This is a genomic window from Terrisporobacter sp., from assembly GCF_017888745.1.
Taxonomy (GTDB): domain Bacteria; phylum Bacillota; class Clostridia; order Peptostreptococcales; family Peptostreptococcaceae; genus Terrisporobacter.
Map to the genome: position 1 here is coordinate 1 of NZ_JAGHFM010000133.1, position 25,652 is coordinate 25,652.

The window sequence follows — 25,652 nt, forward strand, 5'->3', positions numbered from 1 at the left end:
GGTGCAAGTTCAGATCATATGATATTAGATGTAAGTAACACAAAATATGACTATAAGGTAGGTGATAAAGTAGAATTTTTATTAACTTATGGAGGTCTAATGTCATCTAGTACGAGCGAATATGTTTGGAAAGAAATAATAGAATAGGTTAGGTTATTAAAACAAACTAGGAGGGAATTGTTTTATGAAAGAGCGAGAGTCTAGAAAAGCAACCCTGTTTGAAGCGATGATACCGATTACGTGTTTGATATTATTTTTAGGTGTAGGAATATTGATGTATGGGGCATCTCCTCATGTGCCATTAATAGGAGCAGCTGCAGTAGCAGGGCTTGTATCTGTGTATAGGCTTGGGTTTAAATGGAGTGAACTAGAGTTAAGTATGTTTAATAGTATTAAGATGGCAATGCAAGCAATATTAATAATAATCATAATAGGTGTGCTTATAGGAACTTGGATAGTAAGTGGTGTAGTTCCATGTATGATTTACTGGGGACTAAAAATTTTATCTCCAAATATTTTCTTAGTAGCATCAACATTAGTATGTTGTATAGTATCACTTGCAACAGGTTCATCTTGGAGCACAATGGGAACAGTAGGTGTGGCTCTTTTAGGAATAGGTCAGAGTTTAGGTATGCCAACTGGATTAATAGTAGGTTCTATAATATCAGGAGCATACTTTGGTGATAAATTATCACCTTTATCTGATACAACTAACTTAGCTCCAGCAATGGCTGGAACAGATTTATTTACACATATAAAATATATGTTATATTCAACTGTACCATCATTAATAATTTGTTTGATTATATATGGTGTAATGGGAATGAAATACTCAGGTAAAGCATTAGATATAAGTCAAATAGAATTAATTAGATCAACATTAGATTCTACATTTAATACTTTATCACCAGTATTATTATTAGCTCCTTTAACAGTAATTGGATTAGTTTTATTTAAAGTACCAGCTATACCAGGACTTATAGTAGGTGCCATATTAGGAGGAGTATTTGCATTAGGATTACAAGGGGAATCTATGGGAGCAATATTAGAAGCAGCACAAAATGGTTATGTTTCAACAACAGGAGTTGAAGCGGTTGATGAGTTATTATCTAAAGGTGGACTTATGAACATGATGTCTACTGTATCTTTAACAATATGTGCTCTATCTCTTGGAGGTATCTTAGAAAAAGCAGGTATGCTTGAAGTAATAGCATCTTCTTTATTAAGATTAGCAAAAGGTGTATTTGGAACAGTATTATGTACAATGGTAACTTGTACAGTTACTAATGTAATAGCAGGTGAGCAATATTTATCTATTGTTATACCAGGAAGAATGTATAATAAGGAATATCAAAAAAGAGGTATACATCCTAAGATGTTATCAAGAGCTTTAGAAGATAGTGGGACCTTAAGTTCTCCATTAGTACCATGGAATACATGTGGAGCATATATAACAGCAACACTAGGTGTATCTGCATTCACATATGGTCCATATGCACTATTAAATATTATAAATCCATTGGTATCTCTAGCATTAATTGCATGTAAGTTTAAAGTTGTAAAAATAGAAGATGAGCCTGAAACTTGTTTAAGCTTTAATGAATAATATGATAAATATTTTAGAATTAATATAAATTATCCAATGTCCTATATAGCATAAGGTTATATAGGACATATTTATTTATATGAAAAAATATCATGAGGATTAATAAAAATTGATTTAATACAATGAAGAGTGTATAATATATTTACTATTTTGTGGAAAAATTTACAAAAAGTTAAATTCATTGATAATTAATCAAGGAGAATTTTTATTATATCAAAATCATAGGGGTGAATAATATGAAACTTTGGGGAGGCCGTTTTAGAAACGAAGAAAATGGATTAATGGAAGCGTTTAATAAATCATTTGGGTTTGATTCAGTATTATATAAAAAGGATATTGAGGGGAGTTTAGCCCATGTACATATGCAGTTGAAAGTTGGTCTATTAAACGAAGAAGAGGGCAAATTAATTAGTGAAGGCTTAAAATCTATAGAAAAAGATATAGAAGATGGAACTTTATGTCTTGATGGCAATTATGAAGATATACATAGTTTTGTAGAAATTAACTTAATACAAAGAATAGGTGAGGTAGGCAAAAAACTACATACAGGTAGAAGTAGAAATGATCAAATTGCTGTAGATATGAGATTATTTGCAAAGGAAAAAGCCTATGAAATAATAGATTATATTCAAAATTTAAAATCTACATTGAAAGAAGTTGGAGAAAAAAATCCTGTTATAATGCCTGGGTATACTCACTTACAAAGAGCGCAAGTAGTTACTCTTAAGCATCATTTAATGGCATATTATAATATGTTTGATAGAGATTCGAAAAGAATAAAAAATGCCATTGAAATCTTAGACGAAAGTCCTTTAGGATGTGGAGCTTTAGCTGGAACTACCCATAATATAGATAGAAGTATTACTTGTGATAAATTAGGGTTTAAAAAGCCTATGGACAATTTCATGGATGGCGTTAGTGATAGAGATTATTTATTGGAACTTATGAGTGATTTTTCTATAATAATGATGCATTTAAGTAGGCTAAGCGAAGAATTAATATTATGGAGTAGCCAAGAATTTAAATTTATAGAAATTGATGATTTATATTCAACAGGAAGTAGTATAATGCCACAAAAGAAAAATCCTGATGGAGCAGAGCTGATAAGAGGGAAAACTGGAAGAGTGTACGGTAATTTAATGTCCTTACTAACTGTAATGAAGGGATTACCTCTTGCTTATAATAAAGATATGCAAGAAGATAAAGAAGGATTTTTTGATAGTGTTAATACTCTTTCTATGTGTATTCAAATAATGGAAAGAATGATAGCTACTTTAAAAGTAAGAGATGATAATATGAAAAAAGCTGTTAGAGATGGTTTTTTAAATGCTACAGAAGTTGCAGATTATCTAGTTAATAAAAATGTTCCATTTAGAGATGCTCATGGAATAGTTGGGCAAATTGTAATATATTGTGAAGATAATAATAAAGCCATAGAAGATTTATCTTTAGAAGAATTATCGCAGTTTTCGAATACATTTGAAGAAGATGTATATGATTTTATAGAATATGAAAATATATTAAATAAAGGTATTAAAATAAATTTAAAATAAAAATAAGATGGTTTATACCATCTTATTTTTATTTCTTTCTATATTTTCTTTTGTGTTTATTTAATCTTTTCTTTTTCATACGTCTTTTTTTAAATATTCTAGATATAACAAATATAATAAATAAAGTGACTAAGGCTAATAATAATCTAATTGAGTATTTTACTGTTTGATTTTCTGTAATAAAACCAAATATGCTATTTAAATCATTTTGAGCTATTAAAGGCACTGATTTCTCTAATTTTTTTCCATTATATATATCTAATGTACCGACTTTATCACCTTTTTTTATCGGTAAATTATAATCTAAATTAGTCTCTGTTGAATATTCATCAGATACTTTAGTACCTTTTTCTAATACTAATTTATAATTATACTCTGGTTTATAAAGTAATTCTTTTTGTTTTGTAAATAAAATTCTTTTATTAGCAGCATAATCATCTTTATTAACTATAGTTTGTGTATAATAAGTATCAAAAGCGTAGTCTATTAGTGTTCTAGAATCAACATATAAATCTGTATCTGTATCTTTATAAACTGCAGTGATAACTCTCATATTATCTTTTACGGCGCTTGCTAATAAGCATTTTCCTGCATCATCTGTATATCCAGTTTTAATACCATCAACTATATCATATTTGATATCAGTTAATTCACCTTTATACATCATTTTTTCATTAGAAGTTAAAAACTTATTAGTGTTTTTAAATATTCTAGTAACAAAACGTCTACTAGTAGATGTATTAGACTCTTTAAATGTTATAGATTTTGTACTAACTATTTCTCTAATTAATTCGTTACTCATAGCTTCTCTAGCCATTAGAGCCATATCATAAGCTGTTGTGTAATGTTTTTTATCAGGTAATCCATGTGGATTGTTAAAATGAGTATTTTTTGCTCCTATAGCCTTCGCTTCTTTATTCATTAATTTTGCGAAATCTTCCACACTTCCTGAGACATATTTAGCGAGTAATTCAGCGGCATCATTAGCAGAGTGTATTAATAAACCTTGTAATAATTCTTTTACTGTAAATATTTCCCCTTTTTCTAAATACATACTTGATCCATCAACATAAGGATCTTCTTTAATCTCTATAGGATCATCTAAATTTTCAACGTTTTTTATTACTAAGTATGCAGTCCATATCTTAGTTGTTGAAGCAGGATATATCTTTTGGTTTCCGTTTTTTTCATAAAGTACTTCACCTGTTTCATAATCTAGTACCACTGAATGAGGAGAAGAAATAGATACATCTTTACTATCAGCAAATGAAGAGATTGGACTTGAAAAAGTTGTTGCAGAGACAAGTAATACAAGCAAAAAACATAAAAACTTTTTCATATTAAACCTCCAAATTTTAATCTTAGATTTTAGTATAACATATTTTTGTTAATAATTGAATTAAGGAGGTATAAAAATTGTTTAATGTAAAGAAAATAAGGATACTTTTATTTATTTTATTAATATCCATAGGAGGATTAGTGATAAAAGATAAATATACTTCAAATAATGAAATATATGTTTTAAGTGAAGAAGATTCTAAAAATACAGCAGATAACAATCTTAAAACTGAAAAACATAAAGATGAAAAGGACTTAAAAGTGACAAATAAAGAGATAACAGTTTACATAAGTGGAGCAGTAAAAAATCCTGGTATTGTGACTTTAAATTCAGGTGAAAGATTAGCTAAAGCAGTAGAGCAAGTAGGAGGAACTACAGAAAAAGCAGATTTGAATAAGATAAACTTAGCTATAAAAATAGAAGATGAAATGCATTATGTAATTCCTGAGATAGGGCAAGAAGTTAACGATAACTCTGAAAATATAAATGATGATGCTGTAAGCAATAACAAAACTGATAATTCAACAAAAATAAATATAAATACTGCTACTATTGAAGAACTGGATACTTTACCAGGAGTAGGTGAAGCAACTGCAAATAAAATATTAAATCATAGAAAAGAAAATGGAAATTTTGAAAATATAGAAGAAATAAAAAATGTTAATGGTATTGGAGATAAAAAATTTGAAAATATAAAAGAACTAATAAGTGTAGAATAAAAAATTCTTCCTAATATGTAGGAAGAATTTTTTATTCTATTATGATTAATTATTTAAATCACAAATAGAAAAGCTATTATCTGTAAGATTGAATTTATTTTTTAAATTACTACTCAAATAAATTTTTTTGTCTTTAGTAATAAAAATTGCCTCCACATTATCTAAGTTTTCTACTAATTGCATTCCTTTCTCAAGTCCTAATCCAAAGGTTGTTGTAGATAAAGCATCGCATATCATAGAATTATTAGATATTATTGTAACACTACTTAAATTATTTTCAAAAGGATATCCTGTATGAGGATTTATCATATGGTGATAGATTTTATTATTTTTTTCTATGTATCTTTCATAAATTCCAGAAGTAACAACTGATTTATTTGACACTTTAATATTTCCTATGGAATTACCTCTGGGTTTAGTTGGGTCCTGTATACCTATAGAAAAAGGCTCATTGTTTTTTTTAGTACCAAGAGCGTATACATTTCCACCCAAATTTATTAATGCACTTTCTAAATTTTCTTCTTTTAAATATTTATAAATTTTATCTGCTGCATATCCTTTAGCAATTCCACCCAAATCAATTTTCATATTCTCTTTATTTAGTTTTACAGAGTGAGTATTTTCATCTAGAAGAATATTTTTATAATCAACTAGAGATAATTTATCTGATATTTCTTCTTTACTTGGGACTTTAGCACTATCTGTTCCTATGGACCATAAATCAATTATAGGACCTATACTTATATCAAAAGTATCATTAGATATCTTAGAGAACTCTATAGATTCTTTTATAACATAAAAGGTATCTTCTGAAACCTTTACATAGTCCTTGCCAGCCATATTATTTATTTTAGATATTTCACTAGAAGTAAGTTGAGAGCTCATTTTATTCTCTATATCTGTTAATATTGAGCCACATTCTTTTAGTATTTCATCACCGATTTTTTTATTTATATTATACAAAGTTATTTCATTGATTGTACCCAAATTATAATATGTATTAGAGTACGTATCTTCTTTTTTATTAAGATTTACTATATATAAAGAAAATAAAATAAATACTATTATTAGTAAGGCGAAGGGAAGTTTTTTCTTATTCATAATGAATCCTCCAATTTTTTATGATATATTTAATTTATCATTTATCATTATATCATAAATATTGGTAAATAATATTGATGACAGGGAGTGAATGTAGTGAAAAAAAAGGATTTCATATTGATTGGTTTAGTACTAATTGTTGTATCCATAAGTTTTGGTATAAACACTATAATAAATAATAAGGATTCAGAGTCAATAGAAATATATGTAGATAACAAACTATATAAAACATATAGTATTGATGATGAAGATGAGTTTAAAATAAACACTAAAGATGGATATAATATTGTGAAAATTCATAATGGTGGAGTTGAAATTACTGAGGCTTCTTGTCCAGACAAAGTTTGTATTAAATCTGGTTTTATAACTAAATCTAGTGAAAGTATAGTTTGTTTACCTAATAAGGTTAATATAAAAATAATAACTCATAATAAAAATGAACAAAAAAATCAAGAGGATATTATAGTAAATTAATTTAATGGAGGATATAGCATGGTTAACTTAGGAAATGATTGGGATAGTTTATTAAAAGAAGAATTCCAAAAAGACTATTACATAAAATTAAGAGAATTTCTTATAGAAGAATATAAAAGTAGGGTTATATATCCAAATATGTATAACATTTTTGAAGCATTAAAACATACATCATATAAAGATACGAAGGTCTTAATATTAGGGCAAGATCCATACCATGGAGAAAATCAAGCGCACGGTTTAGCTTTTTCTGTTCAGCCTAATGTAAAAACACCACCTTCTTTATTGAATATGTATAAAGAACTAAAAGATGATTTAGGGTGCTTTATACCTAACAATGGGTATTTAATGCCGTGGGCAGATCAAGGTGTATTACTTTTAAATACAGCATTAACTGTAAGAGCTCATGAAGCAAACTCTCATCAAAATAAAGGGTGGGAAATATTTACTGATGAGATAATCAAGAAGCTAAATAAAAGAGAAGATCCAGTTATATTTGTTTTATGGGGTGCAAACGCAAGAAAGAAAAAAGAATTTATCGACGGGAATAGACACTATATTTTAGAAGCTCCACATCCAAGCCCTCTTTCTGCAAGAAGAGGATTCTTCGGGTGTAGACATTTCTCAAAAATAAATGACATTTTAAAAAGCTTAGGAAAAGAAACTATAGATTGGCAAATTCCTAATATATAAATTTAATATAACTTTATGTAACATTTTATAAAAATATAGAATAGTATATACAAAGGTAGGGTGTTATGTATGAAAGTTATAGAGATAAATAGCAAAAAAGCCAATGAGATGATTAAAGCTAATAAATTTAGTTTAATAATTGATTTAAGAGAAGAAGAATTATATTTAAAAGGTCATATACCATATGCTATAAACATACCTACTTATGAAATAAATGACCATATAGATTATATTAGAAGTATGTCTAGTAAAAATATTTTATTATATTGTACTAGTGGAATACAAAGTATATCTGTTGGAAAAGTTCTTTTAGCAAGTGGGTTTAAAAATGTATATAGTTTGTATAAAGGTATGGAAAATTATAATTACAAAATAGTAAAATAATCAGATAGAAAATGTAACAATTTTGTTACTTGTTGAAATTTGTTGTAAGAGTGCTTAAATAGTTGAAAATACTAGATAAGCACTTTTTGATTTTTTTGTCAAGTTGACAACTATTAATAAATAGTTTACAATTTAGTTACAAAATAACTTTGAAAGAATAATTTAATTCAGAGTTAAATAAAACTTAGGAGGAGATAGTTTGAGTTATATAAATAGAAAATTAAAATCTATTTTATTATCGGGGCTATTATCTATGGGGATTGTAACAGTGAATTATGTTGCCTTTAATAAGGAAGTTGTTTTAGTAGTTGATGGACAAGAAATAGAGGTAAATTCTTTTCAGTCTAACGTACAAGGTGTGTTAGATGAAAATGAAATTGATTATGATGAAAATGACATAATAAGTGAAGATTTAGATAAAACATTAGAAGATGGTATGAAAATAGAAATAAAAAAGGTTGAAAGAAGAACAATTACAGAAACAGACGATATTCCTTTTGAAACTGTAGAACAAAGTGATAGCTCATTATTAAAGGGAAGTACCAAAATAGCACAAGAAGGTAAAAAGGGGACAAAAGAATTAATTTACGAAGCAATATATTATGATGGTAAATTATTTGAAAAGAAACTAGTTGAAGAAAATATTTTAAGAAAACCTGAAAATAAAATAGTATTAAAAGGAACAAAAGAAAAAAGCCAACCGAAAAGTGATAACAGTACAAAAAGTATTAAAACTAGTACTAGTACAAGCTCAAAAAGTAGTTTAGGTACAAAAATGGTTGTACAGGCTACGGCATATAGTGGTGATGGAATAACATCTACGGGTACAGTTCCTAAATGGGGAACAATAGCCGTTGATCCAAAAGTTATACCTTATGGTACAAAGGTATATATACCTCAATTTGGCCAATACTTTATCGCAGAAGATTGTGGTGGAGCAATAAAAGGAAATAAAATAGATATATTTATGAATAGTGAATCTCAGTGTGTAGACTGGGGAAGAAGAACAATAGATATATACATTGTAAAATAGAATTTAAGCCCTCAATGTGGACAAGCACTTTGAGGGTTTTTCATATTATTAAAGATAGACATTTTCAATAGTTCAATGTTTAAAAATATTAATTTGTAATAAAATAATTATATTAGCTATTTAAAAAAAGTAGAATTTAATTTATAATAATATTTATTTTAAAATCAAGGAGAAGAAAATATATGAATAAATTTACAACAAGAACAAGTCTTATTGTAGGAGATGAAGGAATAGAGAAATTAAAAAATTCAAATGTAATAGTTTTTGGTGTAGGAGGAGTAGGTAGTTTTGCAGCGGAAGCTATAGTTCGTGCTGGTGTAGGTAATATAACTATAGTTGATTTTGATGATGTTGATATAACTAATATAAATAGACAGTTACCTGCATTACATTCTACAGTAGGTAAATTAAAAGTGGATGTAATGAAAGAAAGATTATTAGACATCAATCCTAATTTAAATATAAAAGCTATTGCTAATAAATATAATAAAGAAACAACAGATGAAATATTAGTAGAAGACTATGATTATGTAGTAGATGCTATAGATATGGTTACTTCAAAAATACTATTAGTAGAAGAATGTAACAAAAAAGGATTAACGTTAATCAGTTCTATGGGAATGGGTAATAAATTAGATCCAACTAAAATAGTTGTTACAGATATACATAAAACGCATACTTGTCCACTGGCAAAAGTAATGAGAAAAGAGTTAAAAGATAGAAGAATAAAAAAACTTAAAGTAGTTTACTCAACAGAGCAACCAAGAGAATTAAAGAAAAAAATAATGAATGGTAGAAAAGTTACTCCAGGAAGTACTTCATTTGTACCTTCAGTAGGTGGTTTAACAATAGCATCTGTTGTAATTAATGATTTATTAAATAAATAAAAAGAAAAGATTTATACAGATAATTTTTTTATTTAGAATTTATAAAAAATTCACTTCGTTCATGTCGCCAACGACTGCGTCCGTTGCTCAAGTAACAAAGTTGAAAATTATATGTTATCCAAAGAACAGATAACATATAATTTCCTTACAATTAAAAAGGCATGAATTCAGCATTTAACTGAAATCATGCCTTTTATTTATATGAAATTAAATTTTCAAATTGAAAGGAAGTTTATTTATAATATTTTTAACTGAATAGATATTATTGAATGTATAAATCTAAAAAATCTCTTACAGTAAGCCAGTAAAGATAAGGACTCATTAAGTCTGAGTTAGCATGTTCGCCTCCTTCTACAGTTAATTTTTCTTTAGGAGAATTAGCTGCTTCATATAATTTATTCATCATATAATAAGGTACAAATTTATCTCTATCACCATGTATAAATAGTATAGGAACTCTGGCTTTTTTTACCTGATTTATAGCAGAAGCTTCTTTGAAAGAATAGCCTGCTCTTATCATTGTTATTAAATCGGTAATATTAATTAATGGAAAAGATGATAAATTTAAGAAAGTTTTTAACTCATACTTAAACTCATCTAAAACAGAGGTATAAGCACAGTCAGAAATAATAGCCTTAACATTAGAAGGTAGATTTTCTCCTGATGCCATTAAAACAGTGGCGGCCCCCATAGAAGTGCCATGAAGAGCTATCTCTGATTTAGGATTTTTTTCAATAATATGATTTACCCAGGAGATAATATCTAACCTGTCATCCCATCCCATACCAATATAATCACCTTCACTTTGACCATGGCCCCTCAAATCGGGAATTACTACATTATACCCCATTTCATAAAAGTATTTTGCTTTAGCGCTCATAAGCGCTCCATTACCAGCATAACCGTGAACTACTATAGCCCATTTATTAGTTTTAATTTTATTTTCAACTACATAAGCATGTAATTTTAAATCATCAAAGGAATTTATATATTCATCTTTATAGTTAGATTCATTTATAAGCCATGAAGAATCTTTTCTAGTTTGAGTACTGTTATTATCAGCATATACAATATTTTTGGATATTTTAGGATTTAAAATTATATCATAAAGTAAATTTCCAATGAATGTACCTGTAGATATAGCACTTATCAAGATAACTACTAAAAAGCTTACAAATATCTTTTTTATTTTCTTCATACTCAATACCCCCTTTTGAGATTTAAAAAAAATATTATCATAAAAGTGAGAACTTTTAAATGAACAAAATAATCCAGTAAATAGGGTGATTTGTTCAAAGCTATGCTTAGATTTAATAGATTATATTAAATTATCCAAATATTAAAGGCTATGTTAAAACATAGCCTTTAATATTTTACAAGTCTAAATATTTTATTGTTTATATTTTTTATTAGTGAAAATCTTTTTACCATCGCTATAAAATACTAAATCACCATTTAAATCGGTTCTAAAGGTATTTACACCATACTTATTTAAAGTGTCCAAGGTAGATTTATGTGGATGACCGTATTGATTTTTATATCCACAAGAAATTACACCTATATCAGGTCTAACTTCTTTAATAAAATTGTCAGTAGAAGAAGTACTACTACCATGATGAGCTACTTTTAGAAAATCAACATCTTCAAGTTCAAAAGAATTAATTAATTCTGTTTCATTAGATGCCTCGCAATCTCCTGTAAATAAAAAATCCATATTCATATAATTTAGATTTAGTACAATTGAATTTAAATTATTATTATCTTGAATATAAGATGGTCCTAGAATATTTATATTGATATCATCATTAAGCTTTATTTTATCTCCTTTTTTAAGATAATTTATATCTATATTACTATTCTTACAAGATTTTATTAAATTATAATAATGGGGGGAATCGTCTTTTTGGTTAGGTGCATAAACATTTTTTACATTAAAATTATCAATAATATCGTCTAAGCTTCCAATATGATCTTTATCTAAATGAGAGGCTATAATAATATCTAAGTTTTTAATCTTATGTAATTTTAAATAAGATTTAACAATTTTATAGGTATTTTCATCACCACTATCGATTAAAATATTATTATCCTTTGGCGTAGTAATTAATATACAGTCACCTTGTCCAACATCTATAATATGAACAGCTAAAAAATTATTATCGTTACTACATCCAGTAAAAAGGAATAAAATAATAAATATTAAGAAAAGTCTTTTCATAGAATTTTAATCACCCCATAAATTTAATATTTTTATGTATACTTTTAAGTATTAATTGAAAGATAAATAAGTATACACTTTTCTATTTAAAAAGAAAAAATAATCCTTAGTTAAATTTTTTTGTCATAAACATTCAAAAGTGTTATCATATAACATATGCAAATTATAGACATTTGATTTAGGATAAAATGTTTATATATATATCTGTAAGGGTAATATATATATTAAATTTATTTTAGAACGAAGATATTTAATAATAAATGGAAGTGTAAAATTACTATTTAACGTATAACAAGAGCAATAAATAGGAGGAAGTTATGATTTTTAAAAATATAGATATGGAAGATAGGAAAATTTTAAATCCATATTTCGATTTAGTAGATTATGAAGCATGTGAGTACTGTTTCAATACATTATATATGTGGCAACACTTATACAAAACAGGATATTATATAGGAGATGGATTCGCAGTAATAGTTGGAGAATATGAAGGGGATACATTTTCTATATTACCTTTAGCGAAGCCTGAAGATATGCCAAGAGTAATAAAATTTGTTATAGATTACTTTGAAAAAGAAGGCAAGAAAATTTATTTTAGAGGGATAACTAAAGAAGTGGTTGAGTTTTTAAAAGAAAATTATGGAGGTAAATTCCAATATACAGAAGAAAGAGATTTATTTGATTATATCTATGATGGCGAAAGTATGAGAACATTAAAAGGAAGAAAAAATGTTAAGAAAAGAAATCATATAAACTTTTTCTTAAAAGAGTATGAAGGAAGATATGAATATAGATTATTAGATGAAAATGACTTTGATGCTTGTTTACAATTAGTAGAAGAATGGACAAGTAATAAAGAGGAAAATAATGAATTAAGTGAAGAAATTGAAGAAGAGCTTATAGGAATGAAAAAGTTATTTGCAAATTATAGTGTATTAAAAGATAGACTAAAAATAGCTGGTATATTCGTAGAGGGAAAATTAGAAGCATTTACTATGGGTGAATATATTAATTCAAATATGGCTTTAATTCACATTGAAAAAGCTAATCCAAGTATAAGAGGATTATATCCATTTATAAATCAACAATTTTTAGTAAATGAATTTAGTGATGCTGAGTTTGTAAATAGAGAGGAAGACTTAGGAATAGAGGGGCTTAGAAAAGCAAAACTTTCTTATCACCCATGTAGATTTGTAGAAAAATATACTGTAAGAGAGGTATAAGGATGAATATAAGATTTGCTAGAGAGAATGAAAAAGATAATATAAGAGAAATTTGGGATTATTGTTTTAATGATGGTCCCAAGTTTACAGATTATTATTTTGAAGATAAATACGATAATAAAAACACAGTTGTTGTAGAAGATGAAAATGAAATAGTATCTTCTCTACAATTAAATCAGTATAAGCTTGTATTAAATGGAAATTTATATGATACTTCATATGTGGTGGGGGTTTCTACTTTTCCACAAGTAAGAGGTAAAGGATATATGAAAAATATTATGGATTTTACCTTAAATGAGCTTTATAAAAAGAAACAGCTTGTATCAATATTGATGCCTATAGATTATAGACTTTATAGAAAATATGGGTATGAACATTGTTATGATCAATTAGAGTATGAGCTTGATATAGAAGATTTAAGAGTATTTAAATCATCAGGTGATATGAAAAAAGCTAATAAAAGTCATATAGAAGAAATGATAGAAATACAAGAAAGCTTTTTAAAAAATCTAAATGGTAATATAAAAAGAGATAAATCATATTATGAAAATTTATTTAAGGAAGTAAGTAGTGAAGATGGTCACATTTATATTCATCAGGGAGATAGAAGTAGAGGTTATATAATTTACTTTATAAATGGTGAAAACATGTTTGTAAGAGAATTATATTATACAAGCTTAGAATCTCTTAAAGCTATACTTAAGTTCATATACAATCATAATACACAATGCAAGAAGGTTACTATAAGTGCTCCTGTAAATGATAATATAAGATTTATTTTAGCTAATCCAAGAACTGCAAGTATAAAACTAAAACCATTTATGATGGGAAGAGTTATAAATTTTGAAGAATATTTAAAAACTCTTCATATAAAAAATTATGTAGAAGGAAGTTTAAATATTTCTATAAAAGATGAGTTTATAAAAGAAAATAATAATGTATTTAAAATAAACTTAGAAAATAATAAATTATCTGTAGAAAAAGGAGAATTTACTCCACATGTTGAGTTTGATATAAATACTATTTCTCAGCTAGCATTTTCTTATATAGATGGAAGGGAAGCATTTCTATTAAATAACCTAGAAGAAGATGAGAATGTTATAGAATTTTTAAATTCAATCTTTGTTAAAAAAGAAAATTATATAAATGAATATATATAAAAGTACCTAAAAAGGGTACTTTTTTTTATTATGTAAAAACAAAGGTTGAAAAACTCCTTAAAAAGGATTATTATTATAAATATTCAGAAAATTATATTAATTGGTTTGAAGGGGGAGAACATATGGCAGTTAAATATGCGAAAAGAATGGATTTATTTAAGACTTCAGAATTAGGGGATATATTAAAATTAATAGAGAAACCAGAAATCATATCTTTTGCTGGAGGACTTCCAGCATCAGAGCTATTTCCAGTAGAAGAAATGAAAAATATATCTGTGAAAGTTTTAGATGAATGTGGAGAAGAAGCTTTACAATATTCATCGTCACAAGGATATTTACCTTTAAGAAAGCATATAGCAGAGAGAATGAATAAAAAAAATCAGACTAATGTATCTCATGAAGACATACTTATAACAAGTGGGTCTCAACAAGCGTTAGATTTTGCGGGAAATGTATTTTTAGATGAAGGTGACGTAGTTTTATGTGAGAGCCCATCTTACTTAGGAGCATTAAATGCTTTTAAGGGGTATCAGCCTAAAATAGTAGAAATAGAAACAGATAAAGAAGGTATGTTACCTGAAGCTCTAGAAAAGGCATTAAAAGAAAATGATAATGTTAAGTTTATATATGTAATACCTGATTTCCAAAATCCAACAGGTATAACTTGGTCTTTAGAAAGACGTAAAAAATTTATGGAAGTTGTAAATGAATATGAAATACCAGTATTAGAAGATAATCCATATGGAGAGTTAAGATACGAAGGTGAATATTTACCATCATTAAAAGCGCTTGATACAAAAGGATTGGTAATATACTTAGGCACATTCTCTAAAATATTCTGTCCGGGATACAGAATGGGATGGACATGTGCTTCAAAAGATATACTAAGTAAGTTTATAACTTCAAAAGAAAATTCAGATTTACAAACATCTACGATAAGTCAAAGAGATATAAGTAAATTTATAGATGAATATGATTTAGATGCTCATATTGAAAATATAAAAGCTACATACAAAAAGCGTAGAGATGTAATGATTAAATGCATGAAGGAAGAATTTCCTAAAGGAGTAAGCTTTACTAATCCTCATGGTGGATTATTTACATGGGTTGAGCTACCAGAACAATTGAATGCTCAAGAACTAATGAAAAAATGTGTAGAAAATAATGTGGCGTATGTTCCAGGAGGTTTCTTCTTCCCAAATGGAAATAAAGAAAATTACTTCAGACTAAATTACTCTAGCTGTAAAGAAGAAAGAATTGCAGAGGGTATAAAAAGATTAGGTCAAGTATTAAAAGAAGCAATAAGAGAAAGTGAAACAGTAGATTTAGAAGTATAAAACTTATAAGATAATATAAGAAATTGTTAGAGTATATTTTAGATTAATTTTTAAAATATACTCTTTTTTGTATATTAGAAATTTATATTTATTCATACTTTGTATAACTAATTAGATAAAAATAAAAGAAGTGTTTGAAAAAAAATAATGTGATGATAATAAAAATAAGAATAATAAATATGGAGGAAAAATGAGAAGACCATTATTAATATTGTTTACATTATTATTAGTCATATCATTTATATATACACATAATAAATCTTTAGATAATATTAAAGATAAAGAAAAAATCACAATAGAAGGTACTGTAAAAGATAAGATAGAAAAATTAAAGTATGATCAATATAAAATAGGTAATTACTTAGTAAATGATTATAGTAAAAATTTAGATATAAAGACTGGGAAAATAGTAAAAATAAATGGAAGTATTAAAAGTTTGAATAGTATGAATTATGAAGATTTTGATTATGGAAAATATATAAAAAGTATGGGATACAAAGGAGTTATTACTAGTAAAGATTATAAGATAATTGGAGAAAATATATTTTATATTAATGTAGGAAAAGTGAAAAATTATATTAGGGACACTTTTAGATATTTATATAAAGATAGTTCGGATTTTATAAACTCGTTAATATTAGGTCAAAAAGATGATTTAAGTAAAGAAGAGAAAGATATGTTTTCTAGGACAGGGACTAGTCATGTGATAGCAATATCTGGACTTCATACAGGTATTTTATGTACTATGATTGCCGTTATAATAAGAGGTATCAATAGGTTTTATAAGCTTATTATCATAACTTTATTTATGATTTTATACTGTATAATAGTAGGATTTTCACCATCGATATCTAGAGCAATAGCTTTTATGATAATTATGTACTTAGCTATTTTCATAGATAGAAAAAGAGATGGAATTTCCACATTATCTTTAATAGGGACTTTACTAATAATAAATAATCCATATATAATCTATAATACATCTTTTCAATTATCTTTTTTAGCTACATTATCAATTATATATTTTTATAAAATAATAAATAGGTACCTTAAAAGTAGTATAATATCTGTTAGTATAGCTGCTAATATACTGACTATGCCAGTAGTTTATTACACTTTCAAAGGTTTACCTATTTTATTTATACTAGGTAACATTATTGTTATACCAGTAATTAGTATTATTATGAGTTTAAGTATTATTAGTATAATTTTGTTCGAAATTAGTATTTTCTTGTCAAAAATTTTAGCATATTTAAACAAAAGTATTATTATTATGGTATATTATTTATTAGAAAAACTTAGCGCGATGGAATTAGCATATATTGAAGTGAATAATCCTAAATTATTTTATGTAACTTTTTATTACATTTTAATTTTTTCATATATGATATATAGAGAGTTAAGAATTATGAAGGAGCAAGAAAATGGATTACAAGGATATTATAAGGAATATTAAAAATAAAAATTTTAATAATATATATCTTTTATATGGTAGAGAATATTACTTAATAGATAATGCCATAAAAAACTTTAAAGAAAGTCTAAATGAATCCATGATAGATTTTAATTTAGATGTTATAGATGGCAAAGAAGTATTTCCTGATCAGTTGTTAAGTTCTATAGAGACTCTACCTTTTATGGATGATAAAAAAATTACTATAGTAAAAGATTTTGAATTATTAAAAGGAAAAAGAAAGAACTTTACAGAAGGTGATGAAAAGTATTTTATTGATTACTTAGATAATATATCAGAAAGCACGGTTTTAGTTTTTATTGTATACGGAGAAGTTGATAAAAGAAAAAAAATTGTTAAAAAGATTCAAGAAAAGGGAATTGTATTTAATTGTGATAAAATATCGGACATGGATTTATTTAAGTGGACAAAGAGAAAGTTTGAAAGCTTTGGAACAATAATAGAAAATTCACAGGTTATGTATTTTATTGAATCTCAAGGATATAGAGATAAAAGTAGCGACAAAACTCTTGCTGATTTAGACAATGAAATAATAAAAATTAGCTCTTTTGTAGGTAAAGATAACAAAGTAAGTAACGAAGTTATAGATAGACTATCTCAAAAGAAGATAGAAAATGATATTTTTAAATTAATTGATTATATAGGAGAAAAAAATTCTTCTAATGCAATAAAAATATTAAATGATATGATCCAAGAAGGAGAATCTGTTCTTGGGATATTTGCTATGATAAGTAGACAATTTAAAATAGTAATGCAAGTTAGGCAATTACAAATCCAAGGAAGTTCAGTTAATGATATAGGTCAAAAATTAAATGTACGTCAATTTGTAGTTAATAAGGCCTTAAAGCAAAGTCGTAATTTTTCAGATGAAATGATAATAGACATGTTGAATTTTATTTTAGAAAATGATTTTAAAATAAAAAATGGATTGATTAAAGATACTTTGGCTGTAGAAATATTAGTGAGTAAGTATTGCCAGAGAAATGCTAGTTAAAAGTCTTAGTTAAAAAAAGCTAAGACTTTTTTATTATGGAATTTATGATATTAAATAAAATAAAAAACCCTTGATTTTTATCAAGGGTTTAAATTTATAAAAATTAAACTGTTATTATGCGTTCATTGCGTTTAATTTTTGAGCTAATTTAGCAACTTTTCTAGCTGCAGCGTTTTTGTGTATAGTTCCTTTAGATGCTACTTGGTATATTCTTTTTTGAGCATATTGGAATTTAGCTGTAGCTTCTTCTTTATTTCCTGCATTAACAGCATCTTCGAATCTTCTTATAGCAGTTTTTAATTGAGATTTTCTAGCTTTGTTTAAAGCAGTTTTCTTATCGATAACTTTTATTCTCTTTTTAGCTGATTTTATGTTTGCCACTTAGAACACCTCCTCGTAAATATAATTATTCTCATCGTCAACATATTAGATTTTAACAGAAATAAATATAAAAATCAAGAGTTAATATTTATTAGTTAAATATAATTTGTTATTAGTATTTATCACTTATGACATACTTTATCACATATAAAAATATTTCACAATAATGTATTAAATTATTCACAAAATTAATAAAAAGATTACGCTTTTTACACATATTATATAGACACTAATCTTTATAGATAAGGACAAAATATTCAATGATTTTTTATAAATTAGAAATTATATTTTATTAAAAAGTCTTAAAAAACGTAATTTAGTTATGATTAAAAATGATAAATAATGTTTAAAATGCTATTACATGTCAATAATCAATAATATCATTTTATTATATTCTGGAGGGAACAATGATAAATATTAGAACTGATTTAGCGTTAGAAGCAAGAGAAATAATAGAAGAAAGTGAAAATAGTAGCCAAATACCAGGCGTGAAAACAGAAAATAAACAACTTGAAGACTGTTTAGTAACAAAAGTTGATGTATTAGATGAGCAAGGTTCACAAATAATGAACAAAGGAATTGGAAAATATGTAACATTAGAGAGCAAATTAATGACATATGATGATGATGACTCTAGAGAGCAAATGATAAAATATTTAACTGACGAATTAAAAGAAATTTTTGGACCTGAACAACATAAAAAAACATTAGTTATAGGGCTAGGAAATTGGAATATAACATCAGATGCACTAGGTCCAAAATCTGTTTCAAAAACTCTTGTGACTCGTCATATTTTTAAAAACTATAATAAGGATTATGATGATGACTTTACTGAGGTTTCGGCTCTAAGTCCTGGTGTTATGGGTGTTACAGGACTTGAAACAAGTGAGACTGTGAAAGGTATAGTAGATGCAATTAAGCCAGATAGGGTAGTTGCCATAGATGCATTAGCTTCAAGAAAAATGGAAAGAGTAAACACTACTATACAAATATCTACAGCTGGTATTTCACCAGGTGGAGGCGTAGGAAATAAGAGAAAAGCTTTGAATAAAGACTATCTAGGTGTAGATGTTATAGCTATAGGGGTACCTACAGTTGTTGATGCAGCTACTTTGACTAGTGATGTTTTAGATTTAGCTATAAAAAACTTAATGGATCAATCAAACTCTGGTGAGGTATTTTATAAAATGCTTCAAAAACTACAAGATGAAGAAAAATATCAGTTAATTAGAGATTCTTTAGATCCATACGATAAGAATTTAATAGTTACTCCTAAAGATATTGATGAAACAATAGAAAATCTAGCAATTATTATCAGTGAAGGGCTAAATAGATCTCTTCACCCGGGGAGAACTTCGTAATAAGGAGGAATTTAAATGTTTAAAAATAAAATAAAAGCTATTAAAATTGGACTTTTACTAGTTTGTATTTTGCCAACTATTTCTCAAGCTTTAGATAAAGATCATTTTTTTAAATATTTATTAAAATCATCTTATCCTGAAGTAAAGGTAATAGATAAAAATGAAGAAAAAAGTGAAGGTACAGATGTAATAAATAATAATGAAGAAAAACAAGATGAAGAAACTTTAAATAATAAAGAAGATAAAGATTCAGAAAATGATGAAGAAGAATTTGTAAATATATATGTAGGAGAAGAAAATAAGCCTCAGACAGAAGAAGAAAAAGAAGCAAGTACAATTACAGAAAAAAACTATACGAATGATTTAAGAATAACTAAGGACAAGCCACAAGTACTAGTTTATCATACACATAGTAGCGAGACTTATTCTGATTCTCCAGAGAATAATTACCATTCTAAGGATAAGGAACATTCAGTTATGGAAGTTGGTAGTTTATTGACAGATGAATTGAACAAAAGAGGTTGGGGAGTAATGCATAGTACTCAATACAATGATTTAAGTTATAATGAATCTTACTCAAAGAGTTGTAATTTAGTTAAATCTATTTTATCATCCAATGATTCTATAAAAATAACAATTGATTTACATAGAAATGGATTAGATTTAAAAAATAATGAAGCTAAGAAACAAATACATGACAAATCTACTACAGAAATTAATGGGGAAACTGTGGCTAAGTTTTTCTTTGTAGTGGGTCAAAGAAATGAAAATGTGGATGAAATAAGAAAAGAAGCTGAAGAATTGACTGCTTTAGCAGAAAAAAAATATCCTGGTTTAGTTGAACCAGTAGTAACTAAAAAATATGGTAGATTTAATCAGTACTTAGCAGAAGATGGATTATTAATAGAAATAGGTAATAATGCAACTAGTACTCAAGAAGCAAAAGCCACATGTAAATATGTAGCAGAAATATTAGATGAATACTATAAAGATAGAAAATAATAAGAGTTGATTTTAATATGAGTCGTTTAGAAAGAAATAAAAATAAAAAATTAGAAAGAAAGAAATATAGATTAATATATAAGGTAGTATTCTTATTTGTGATGATTATCATTACTATGGGAAGTGTATTGATTGCTGATTATAGGATGAATGATATGTTGCAAGATGATAGTAAAGATAATCTTATAAAATATTTAAATATTTTTAATTAAAAGCATAGTAAATATAAATATTAGAGAATACAATTAGTAAAAATAAATCAAAATAATAAAAATAAGGCTTAAAATATTAAGTCTTATTTTTTTGTAATACAACACTTATTTACATAAAAGCAGATATATTATAAAATAAAGTTTATGATACTAACTTATTTAAGGAGGAAAAAGGGTGGACAGACAAAGTAGAACTAGAAATTTTAGTATAATAGCTCATATAGATCATGGGAAGTCTACCTTAGCTGATAGATTAATACAGTACACAGGTTTAGTAAGTGATAGAGAAATGAAAAATCAGTTATTAGATAACATGGATTTAGAAAGAGAAAGAGGAATCACTATTAAGCTTCAAAATATTAGATTAATTTACAAGGCTAAGGATGGTAATGAATATTATTTAAATCTTATAGATACTCCAGGGCACGTGGACTTTAACTATGAGGTTTCAAGAAGTTTAGCTGCATGTGAAGGTGCTTTATTAGTAGTGGATGCAGCCCAAGGTGTAGAAGCTCAAACTTTAGCAAATGTATATTTAGCTTTAGATCAAGATTTAGAAATACTACCAGTTATAAATAAAATAGATCTTCCAAGTGCGAGACCAGATGAAATAAAAGAAGAAATAGAAGAAATAATAGGTCTTGATGCAAGTGAAGCGCCATTAATATCTGCTAAAAGCGGCTTAAATATAGAAGACGTTTTAGAAGATATAGTGGCTAATGTACCTGCTCCAACAGGAGATATAAATAAGCCTTTAAAAGCCTTAATATTTGACTCATACTATGATGCATATAAAGGTGTTGTAGCATATGTAAGAGTATTTGAAGGTGAAGTTAAAAAAGGCATGACTATCGAGATGATGAATACTAAGAAAAAATTCGAAGTAACAGAAGTAGGAGTTATGGCTCCTAATGCAACTGAGCTAGATAGTTTATGTGCAGGTGATGTTGGATATATAGCTGCAAGTATCAAGGATATAAGAAGCTGTCACGTAGGTGATACTATAACAGATGCTACAAATAAAACAGAAGAACCACTTGAAGGATATAAAAAAGCTACTCCAATGGTTTATTGTGGTATATACCCAGGTGAAGGGGAAAAATACGAAAACGTAAGAGATGCTTTAGAAAAATTACAGGTTAATGATGCAGCATTAGAATTTGAACCAGAAACATCTGCAGCTTTAGGATTTGGTTTCAGATGTGGATTCCTTGGATTATTACACTTAGAAATAATACAAGAGAGATTAGAACGAGAATTTAATCTGAGCTTAGTTACAACAGCACCTTCTGTTATATACAGGGTTACTAAAACTGATGGTGAAGTAGTTATGATTCAAAATCCAACAAACTTACCAGAAGTTTCAGAAATTCAAATGATAGAAGAACCAATAGTCAAAGCAGATATAATAGCTCCTAAAGACTTTGTTGGTATAGTTATGGAATTATGTCAAGAAAGACGTGGAACTATGTTACACATGGAATATATAGATGAAAAAAGAGTAATGTTACATTATGATTTACCGTTAAATGAAGTTGTATACGACTTCTTTGATGCTTTAAAATCGAGAACTAGAGGATATGGTTCACTAGATTACGAAATGAAAGGATATGTTCCTTCTAAACTTGTTAAATTAGATATACTAATAAATAAAGAACAAGTTGATGCTCTTAGCTTTATAGTTCATGATACAAAAGCATACTCTAGGGGTAAAGCTATGTGTGAAAAATTAAAAAATGAAATACCTAGACATCAATTTGCTGTTCCAATACAAGCAGCAGTTGGAAACAAGGTTGTTGCAAGGGAAACAATAAGTGCTCTTAGAAAAGACGTACTTGCTAAATGTTACGGTGGAGATATATCTCGTAAGAAGAAGCTTCTTGAAAAACAAAAAGAAGGTAAAAAACGTATGAGACAAATCGGAAGTGTTGAAGTTCCACAAAAAGCATTTATGTCAGTTCTTAAATTAGATGATTAATAAAAAATATGTTTATATACAGGTAATTAGCTTATCTATAGTGTTTAGGTAAGTTGATTACCTTTTATTTTTGTTTTGATTAATTTAGATTATATTAAAGTATATAATAAATGCATCAATACTTAATTAGAGAGGATAGATTTTATTTTATATATGAAGGGTAATAATATATAATAATTTCTGAAAACTGAAAAGAAGAGGTGGATAAATGTTAGGTTTATATATACATATACCGTTTTGTGTATCAAAATGCAAATACTGTGATTTTAATTCTTATAAATTAGATTTAGATGAAAAGAAAAAATATTTGAAATCATTAGAAAAAGAAATGAGCTTTTATAAGGATGAAATTAAAGGGAAAAAAATAGATACTATATTTATTGGTGGAGGAACACCAAGTATATTAAGAGGTGATGAAATTAAAGTTTTATTTGATAATATAAAAGCTAATTTTAAAATTAAAAAAAATGCTGAAATTACGATGGAATGTAATCCAGGCACATTAACTTTAGATAAATTAAAAATAATGAAAGATTGTGGTGTAAATAGATTAAGTATTGGACTTCAAGCAGTTCAAAATTATCATCTAAAATATATAGGAAGAATACATACTTTTGAGGAATTTGAAAAAAACTATTATCAAGCAAGAAAAATTGGATTTGAAAATATAAATATTGATTTAATGTATGCACTTCCGAATCAAAGTGAAGAAGACTGGAAAGAAAGTTTAGAAAAAATTGTAAAACTAAACCCAACTCATATATCTGCTTATTCATTAATATTAGAAGAAAATACAGAATTATTTGACATGTATAATAGAAATGAATTTAAGTTATTGGATGAAGATACTGATATAGTTATGTATGAATACACTATAAACTACTTAAGATCAAATGGATATAATCAATATGAAATATCAAACTATGCAAAAGAAGGATACGAATGTAAGCATAATATTTTATACTGGAAATGTGAAAACTATGTTGGAATTGGAGCATCATCATCAGGATTCTTAAATGGAACAAGATACAATAATATTTCGTCATTGCCTGGATATGAAAAAATGATATTAGAAGGTAAAAAGCCTATAGAGTGGGAAGAAAAACTAGGTATCAAAGATGAGATAGAGGAGAGTATATTCTTAGGATTAAGAATGAATGAAGGAATTAAATTTAAGGATTTTAAGGATAAGTATGATTTTAATTTTAGAGAAAAATATAAAAATGAAATTGATAAGCTTGAAAAATTAAATTTAATAGATATAAATGAATTAGGAATGAGATTAACACAAAAAGGTAGAGAGATATCAAATAGTGTATTTGTGGAATTTATGGATTAGAAACAGGAAATTATCTAAAAGGTGTTGACAATGAAAATTTAACGTGGTATATAATATATATAATCTTTTTAGCACTCGGATATAGTGAGTGATAACAGTGTGGGAGGTATTTGGCATGGAATTAAATGAAAGAAAAATGAATATCCTCAAAGCAATAGTTAAAGATTATATAGAAACAGCTGAAGCTGTAGGGTCTAGAACAATATCAAAGAAATATAACCTTGGTGTTAGTGCAGCAACTATTAGAAATGAAATGGCCGACTTAGAAGAGTTAGGATACTTAATCCAACCTTATACATCTGCTGGAAGGGTTCCAACAGAAAAAGGATATAAATTATATGTGAATTCTCTTATGAGCACTAGCGAACTTAGTGAATCAGATAAAGAGATAATAGAAAATTGTGTTGAAGAGAATATAAGTCATATACAAGATTTAATTCATGAAACGTCAAAGATGTTATCTCAATTGACGAATTATACAACAGTTGCCATGACAAGAAATTTATCAACATTAAATAAAATCAGGCATATACAATTAGTTAAAATGCATGATAATGAACTTTTATTAATAGTAGTTACAGATAAAGGCGATATTAAAAAATCAAGTATTACTGCTAAGATTAATTTAGATCAAGCTAAGTTGAATTTAATTTCTGATAATTTAACTAGAAAGCTTTCAGGTAAAACTATAACTGAAATAGATGAAAGATTAATAGCATATATAAAATACGAAATTGGAGAATATTCATCAATAATAGATCAGTTACTTAATTTGTTAAATACAAATCCTACTGATGAAGAGCTTTCAATGACGTTAAATGGAGCAACTAATATATTTAATTATCCAGAGTTTAATGATGTTTTAAAAGCAAGGTCATTTTTAAATATGCTAGAAACAAAAGAAACCATTGCTAAGATAGTTAAGTCAAAGGGTATCTTAAAAGATAATACCACTATAATTATTGGTAGTGATAATGATTGTGAACAAGCGCAAGAGTGTAGTGTTGTTACAGCAACATATAAAGTAGATAAGAATTTAATTGGTCGTATAAGTTTTATAGGGCCTACAAGAATGGATTATTCTAGAATATATTCGATTATAAATTATATGAATATATTATTAAATAATAAATCAAATAAATTTTAAACTAAGGGGTGTAGATCTTGGAAAATAACATTAATAA

The 25,652-nt window shown here is 26.8% G+C and carries 24 protein-coding genes; 19 read left to right on the forward strand and 5 right to left on the reverse strand.

Features of this window, described 5'->3' with window-relative positions:
* The first annotated feature begins 184 nt into the window (after positions 1-184).
* Positions 185-1,606 carry a Na+/H+ antiporter NhaC gene (gene nhaC / locus J7G74_RS06325; RefSeq protein ID WP_297133254.1) on the forward strand — a complete coding sequence of 474 codons (1,422 nt, stop codon included), beginning with the start codon at positions 185-187 and terminating at the stop codon, positions 1,604-1,606.
* Between the two features lie 236 nt (positions 1,607-1,842).
* Complete coding sequence (gene argH, locus J7G74_RS06330) at positions 1,843-3,159, forward strand: argininosuccinate lyase (RefSeq protein WP_297133257.1); 1,317 nt, start codon at positions 1,843-1,845, stop codon at positions 3,157-3,159.
* A 28-nt stretch (positions 3,160-3,187) separates the two neighbouring features.
* Here argH and J7G74_RS06335 read toward each other — a convergent pair whose 3' ends face one another.
* Positions 3,188-4,498, reverse strand: a complete 1,311-nt coding sequence (locus tag J7G74_RS06335) for a D-alanyl-D-alanine carboxypeptidase family protein (RefSeq protein WP_297133260.1) — start codon at positions 4,496-4,498, stop codon at positions 3,188-3,190.
* 77 nt (positions 4,499-4,575) lie between these two features.
* Here J7G74_RS06335 and J7G74_RS06340 point away from each other — a divergent pair, with 77 nt between their 5' ends.
* Positions 4,576-5,217 (forward strand): helix-hairpin-helix domain-containing protein, encoded by a 642-nt coding sequence (locus J7G74_RS06340; RefSeq protein WP_297133262.1) that lies wholly within the window; start codon positions 4,576-4,578, stop codon positions 5,215-5,217.
* 45 nt (positions 5,218-5,262) lie between these two features.
* Here J7G74_RS06340 and J7G74_RS06345 read toward each other — a convergent pair whose 3' ends face one another.
* Positions 5,263-6,318 (reverse strand): FAD:protein FMN transferase, encoded by a 1,056-nt coding sequence (locus tag J7G74_RS06345; protein ID WP_297133264.1) that lies wholly within the window; start codon positions 6,316-6,318, stop codon positions 5,263-5,265.
* Between the two features lie 96 nt (positions 6,319-6,414).
* On the opposite strand from J7G74_RS06345, the gene J7G74_RS06350 reads away from it, so the two are divergent.
* The 5 genes from J7G74_RS06350 (at position 6,415) to J7G74_RS06370 (ending at position 9,789) form a co-directional block, all read left to right on the forward strand.
* Positions 6,415-6,792, forward strand: a complete 378-nt coding sequence (locus tag J7G74_RS06350) for a NusG domain II-containing protein (protein ID WP_297133266.1) — start codon at positions 6,415-6,417, stop codon at positions 6,790-6,792.
* A gap of 18 nt (positions 6,793-6,810) precedes the next feature.
* Positions 6,811-7,485: a uracil-DNA glycosylase gene (locus J7G74_RS06355; protein WP_297133269.1), complete on the forward strand. Its 675-nt coding sequence runs from the start codon at positions 6,811-6,813 to the stop codon at positions 7,483-7,485.
* A gap of 69 nt (positions 7,486-7,554) precedes the next feature.
* Positions 7,555-7,869: a rhodanese-like domain-containing protein gene (locus J7G74_RS06360; RefSeq protein ID WP_297133271.1), complete on the forward strand. Its 315-nt coding sequence runs from the start codon at positions 7,555-7,557 to the stop codon at positions 7,867-7,869.
* Positions 7,870-8,068: 199 nt separating this feature from the next.
* Complete coding sequence (locus J7G74_RS06365; protein ID WP_297133273.1) at positions 8,069-8,902, forward strand: 3D domain-containing protein; 834 nt, start codon at positions 8,069-8,071, stop codon at positions 8,900-8,902.
* 182 nt (positions 8,903-9,084) lie between these two features.
* Positions 9,085-9,789: a tRNA threonylcarbamoyladenosine dehydratase gene (locus tag J7G74_RS06370; protein ID WP_297133276.1), complete on the forward strand. Its 705-nt coding sequence runs from the start codon at positions 9,085-9,087 to the stop codon at positions 9,787-9,789.
* 262 nt (positions 9,790-10,051) lie between these two features.
* Here the strand turns inward: J7G74_RS06370 and J7G74_RS06375 are convergent, their stop codons facing one another.
* Positions 10,052-10,987: an alpha/beta hydrolase gene (locus tag J7G74_RS06375; protein WP_297133278.1), complete on the reverse strand. Its 936-nt coding sequence runs from the start codon at positions 10,985-10,987 to the stop codon at positions 10,052-10,054.
* A gap of 192 nt (positions 10,988-11,179) precedes the next feature.
* Complete coding sequence (locus J7G74_RS06380) at positions 11,180-12,007, reverse strand: ComEC/Rec2 family competence protein (protein ID WP_297133282.1); 828 nt, start codon at positions 12,005-12,007, stop codon at positions 11,180-11,182.
* 317 nt (positions 12,008-12,324) lie between these two features.
* Between J7G74_RS06380 and J7G74_RS06385 the strand changes: the two genes are divergently transcribed.
* From J7G74_RS06385 to holA, 5 genes are all read left to right on the forward strand, one after another.
* Entirely contained in the window at positions 12,325-13,230 is a 906-nt protein-coding gene (locus tag J7G74_RS06385; protein WP_297133285.1) for a DUF2156 domain-containing protein, read from the forward strand.
* 2 nt (positions 13,231-13,232) lie between these two features.
* Positions 13,233-14,390 carry a GNAT family N-acetyltransferase gene (locus J7G74_RS06390; RefSeq protein ID WP_297133287.1) on the forward strand — a complete coding sequence of 386 codons (1,158 nt, stop codon included), beginning with the start codon at positions 13,233-13,235 and terminating at the stop codon, positions 14,388-14,390.
* 122 nt (positions 14,391-14,512) lie between these two features.
* The gene (locus J7G74_RS06395) at positions 14,513-15,727 is read left to right on the forward strand and encodes an aminotransferase-like domain-containing protein (RefSeq protein ID WP_297133289.1); all 1,215 of its coding nucleotides are present in this window, start codon (positions 14,513-14,515) and stop codon (positions 15,725-15,727) included.
* 190 nt (positions 15,728-15,917) lie between these two features.
* Positions 15,918-17,183 (forward strand): ComEC/Rec2 family competence protein, encoded by a 1,266-nt coding sequence (locus J7G74_RS06400; protein WP_297133291.1) that lies wholly within the window; start codon positions 15,918-15,920, stop codon positions 17,181-17,183.
* Positions 17,152-18,195 carry a DNA polymerase III subunit delta gene (holA, locus tag J7G74_RS06405; RefSeq protein ID WP_297133293.1) on the forward strand — a complete coding sequence of 348 codons (1,044 nt, stop codon included), beginning with the start codon at positions 17,152-17,154 and terminating at the stop codon, positions 18,193-18,195. The genes J7G74_RS06400 and holA overlap by 32 nt, the downstream gene beginning before the upstream one ends.
* A gap of 114 nt (positions 18,196-18,309) precedes the next feature.
* Here the strand turns inward: holA and rpsT are convergent, their stop codons facing one another.
* Complete coding sequence (gene rpsT / locus J7G74_RS06410) at positions 18,310-18,576, reverse strand: 30S ribosomal protein S20 (protein WP_187295621.1); 267 nt, start codon at positions 18,574-18,576, stop codon at positions 18,310-18,312.
* A gap of 407 nt (positions 18,577-18,983) precedes the next feature.
* On the opposite strand from rpsT, the gene gpr reads away from it, so the two are divergent.
* The 6 genes from gpr (at position 18,984) to hrcA (ending at position 25,615) form a co-directional block, all read left to right on the forward strand.
* Positions 18,984-19,937: a GPR endopeptidase gene (gene gpr, locus J7G74_RS06415; RefSeq protein ID WP_297133295.1), complete on the forward strand. Its 954-nt coding sequence runs from the start codon at positions 18,984-18,986 to the stop codon at positions 19,935-19,937.
* 15 nt (positions 19,938-19,952) lie between these two features.
* On the forward strand, positions 19,953-20,939 hold the full coding sequence (spoIIP, locus tag J7G74_RS06420) for a stage II sporulation protein P (RefSeq protein WP_297133297.1): 987 nt from the start codon (positions 19,953-19,955) through the stop codon (positions 20,937-20,939).
* Between the two features lie 17 nt (positions 20,940-20,956).
* The gene (locus tag J7G74_RS06425; protein ID WP_297133298.1) at positions 20,957-21,151 is read left to right on the forward strand and encodes a hypothetical protein; all 195 of its coding nucleotides are present in this window, start codon (positions 20,957-20,959) and stop codon (positions 21,149-21,151) included.
* Positions 21,152-21,326: 175 nt separating this feature from the next.
* Positions 21,327-23,129 (forward strand): translation elongation factor 4, encoded by a 1,803-nt coding sequence (gene lepA, locus J7G74_RS06430; protein WP_297133299.1) that lies wholly within the window; start codon positions 21,327-21,329, stop codon positions 23,127-23,129.
* Between the two features lie 208 nt (positions 23,130-23,337).
* Entirely contained in the window at positions 23,338-24,468 is a 1,131-nt protein-coding gene (hemW, locus tag J7G74_RS06435; RefSeq protein WP_297133300.1) for a radical SAM family heme chaperone HemW, read from the forward strand.
* A gap of 115 nt (positions 24,469-24,583) precedes the next feature.
* The gene (hrcA, locus tag J7G74_RS06440) at positions 24,584-25,615 is read left to right on the forward strand and encodes a heat-inducible transcriptional repressor HrcA (protein ID WP_297133301.1); all 1,032 of its coding nucleotides are present in this window, start codon (positions 24,584-24,586) and stop codon (positions 25,613-25,615) included.
* The last annotated feature ends 37 nt before the right edge of the window (positions 25,616-25,652 follow it).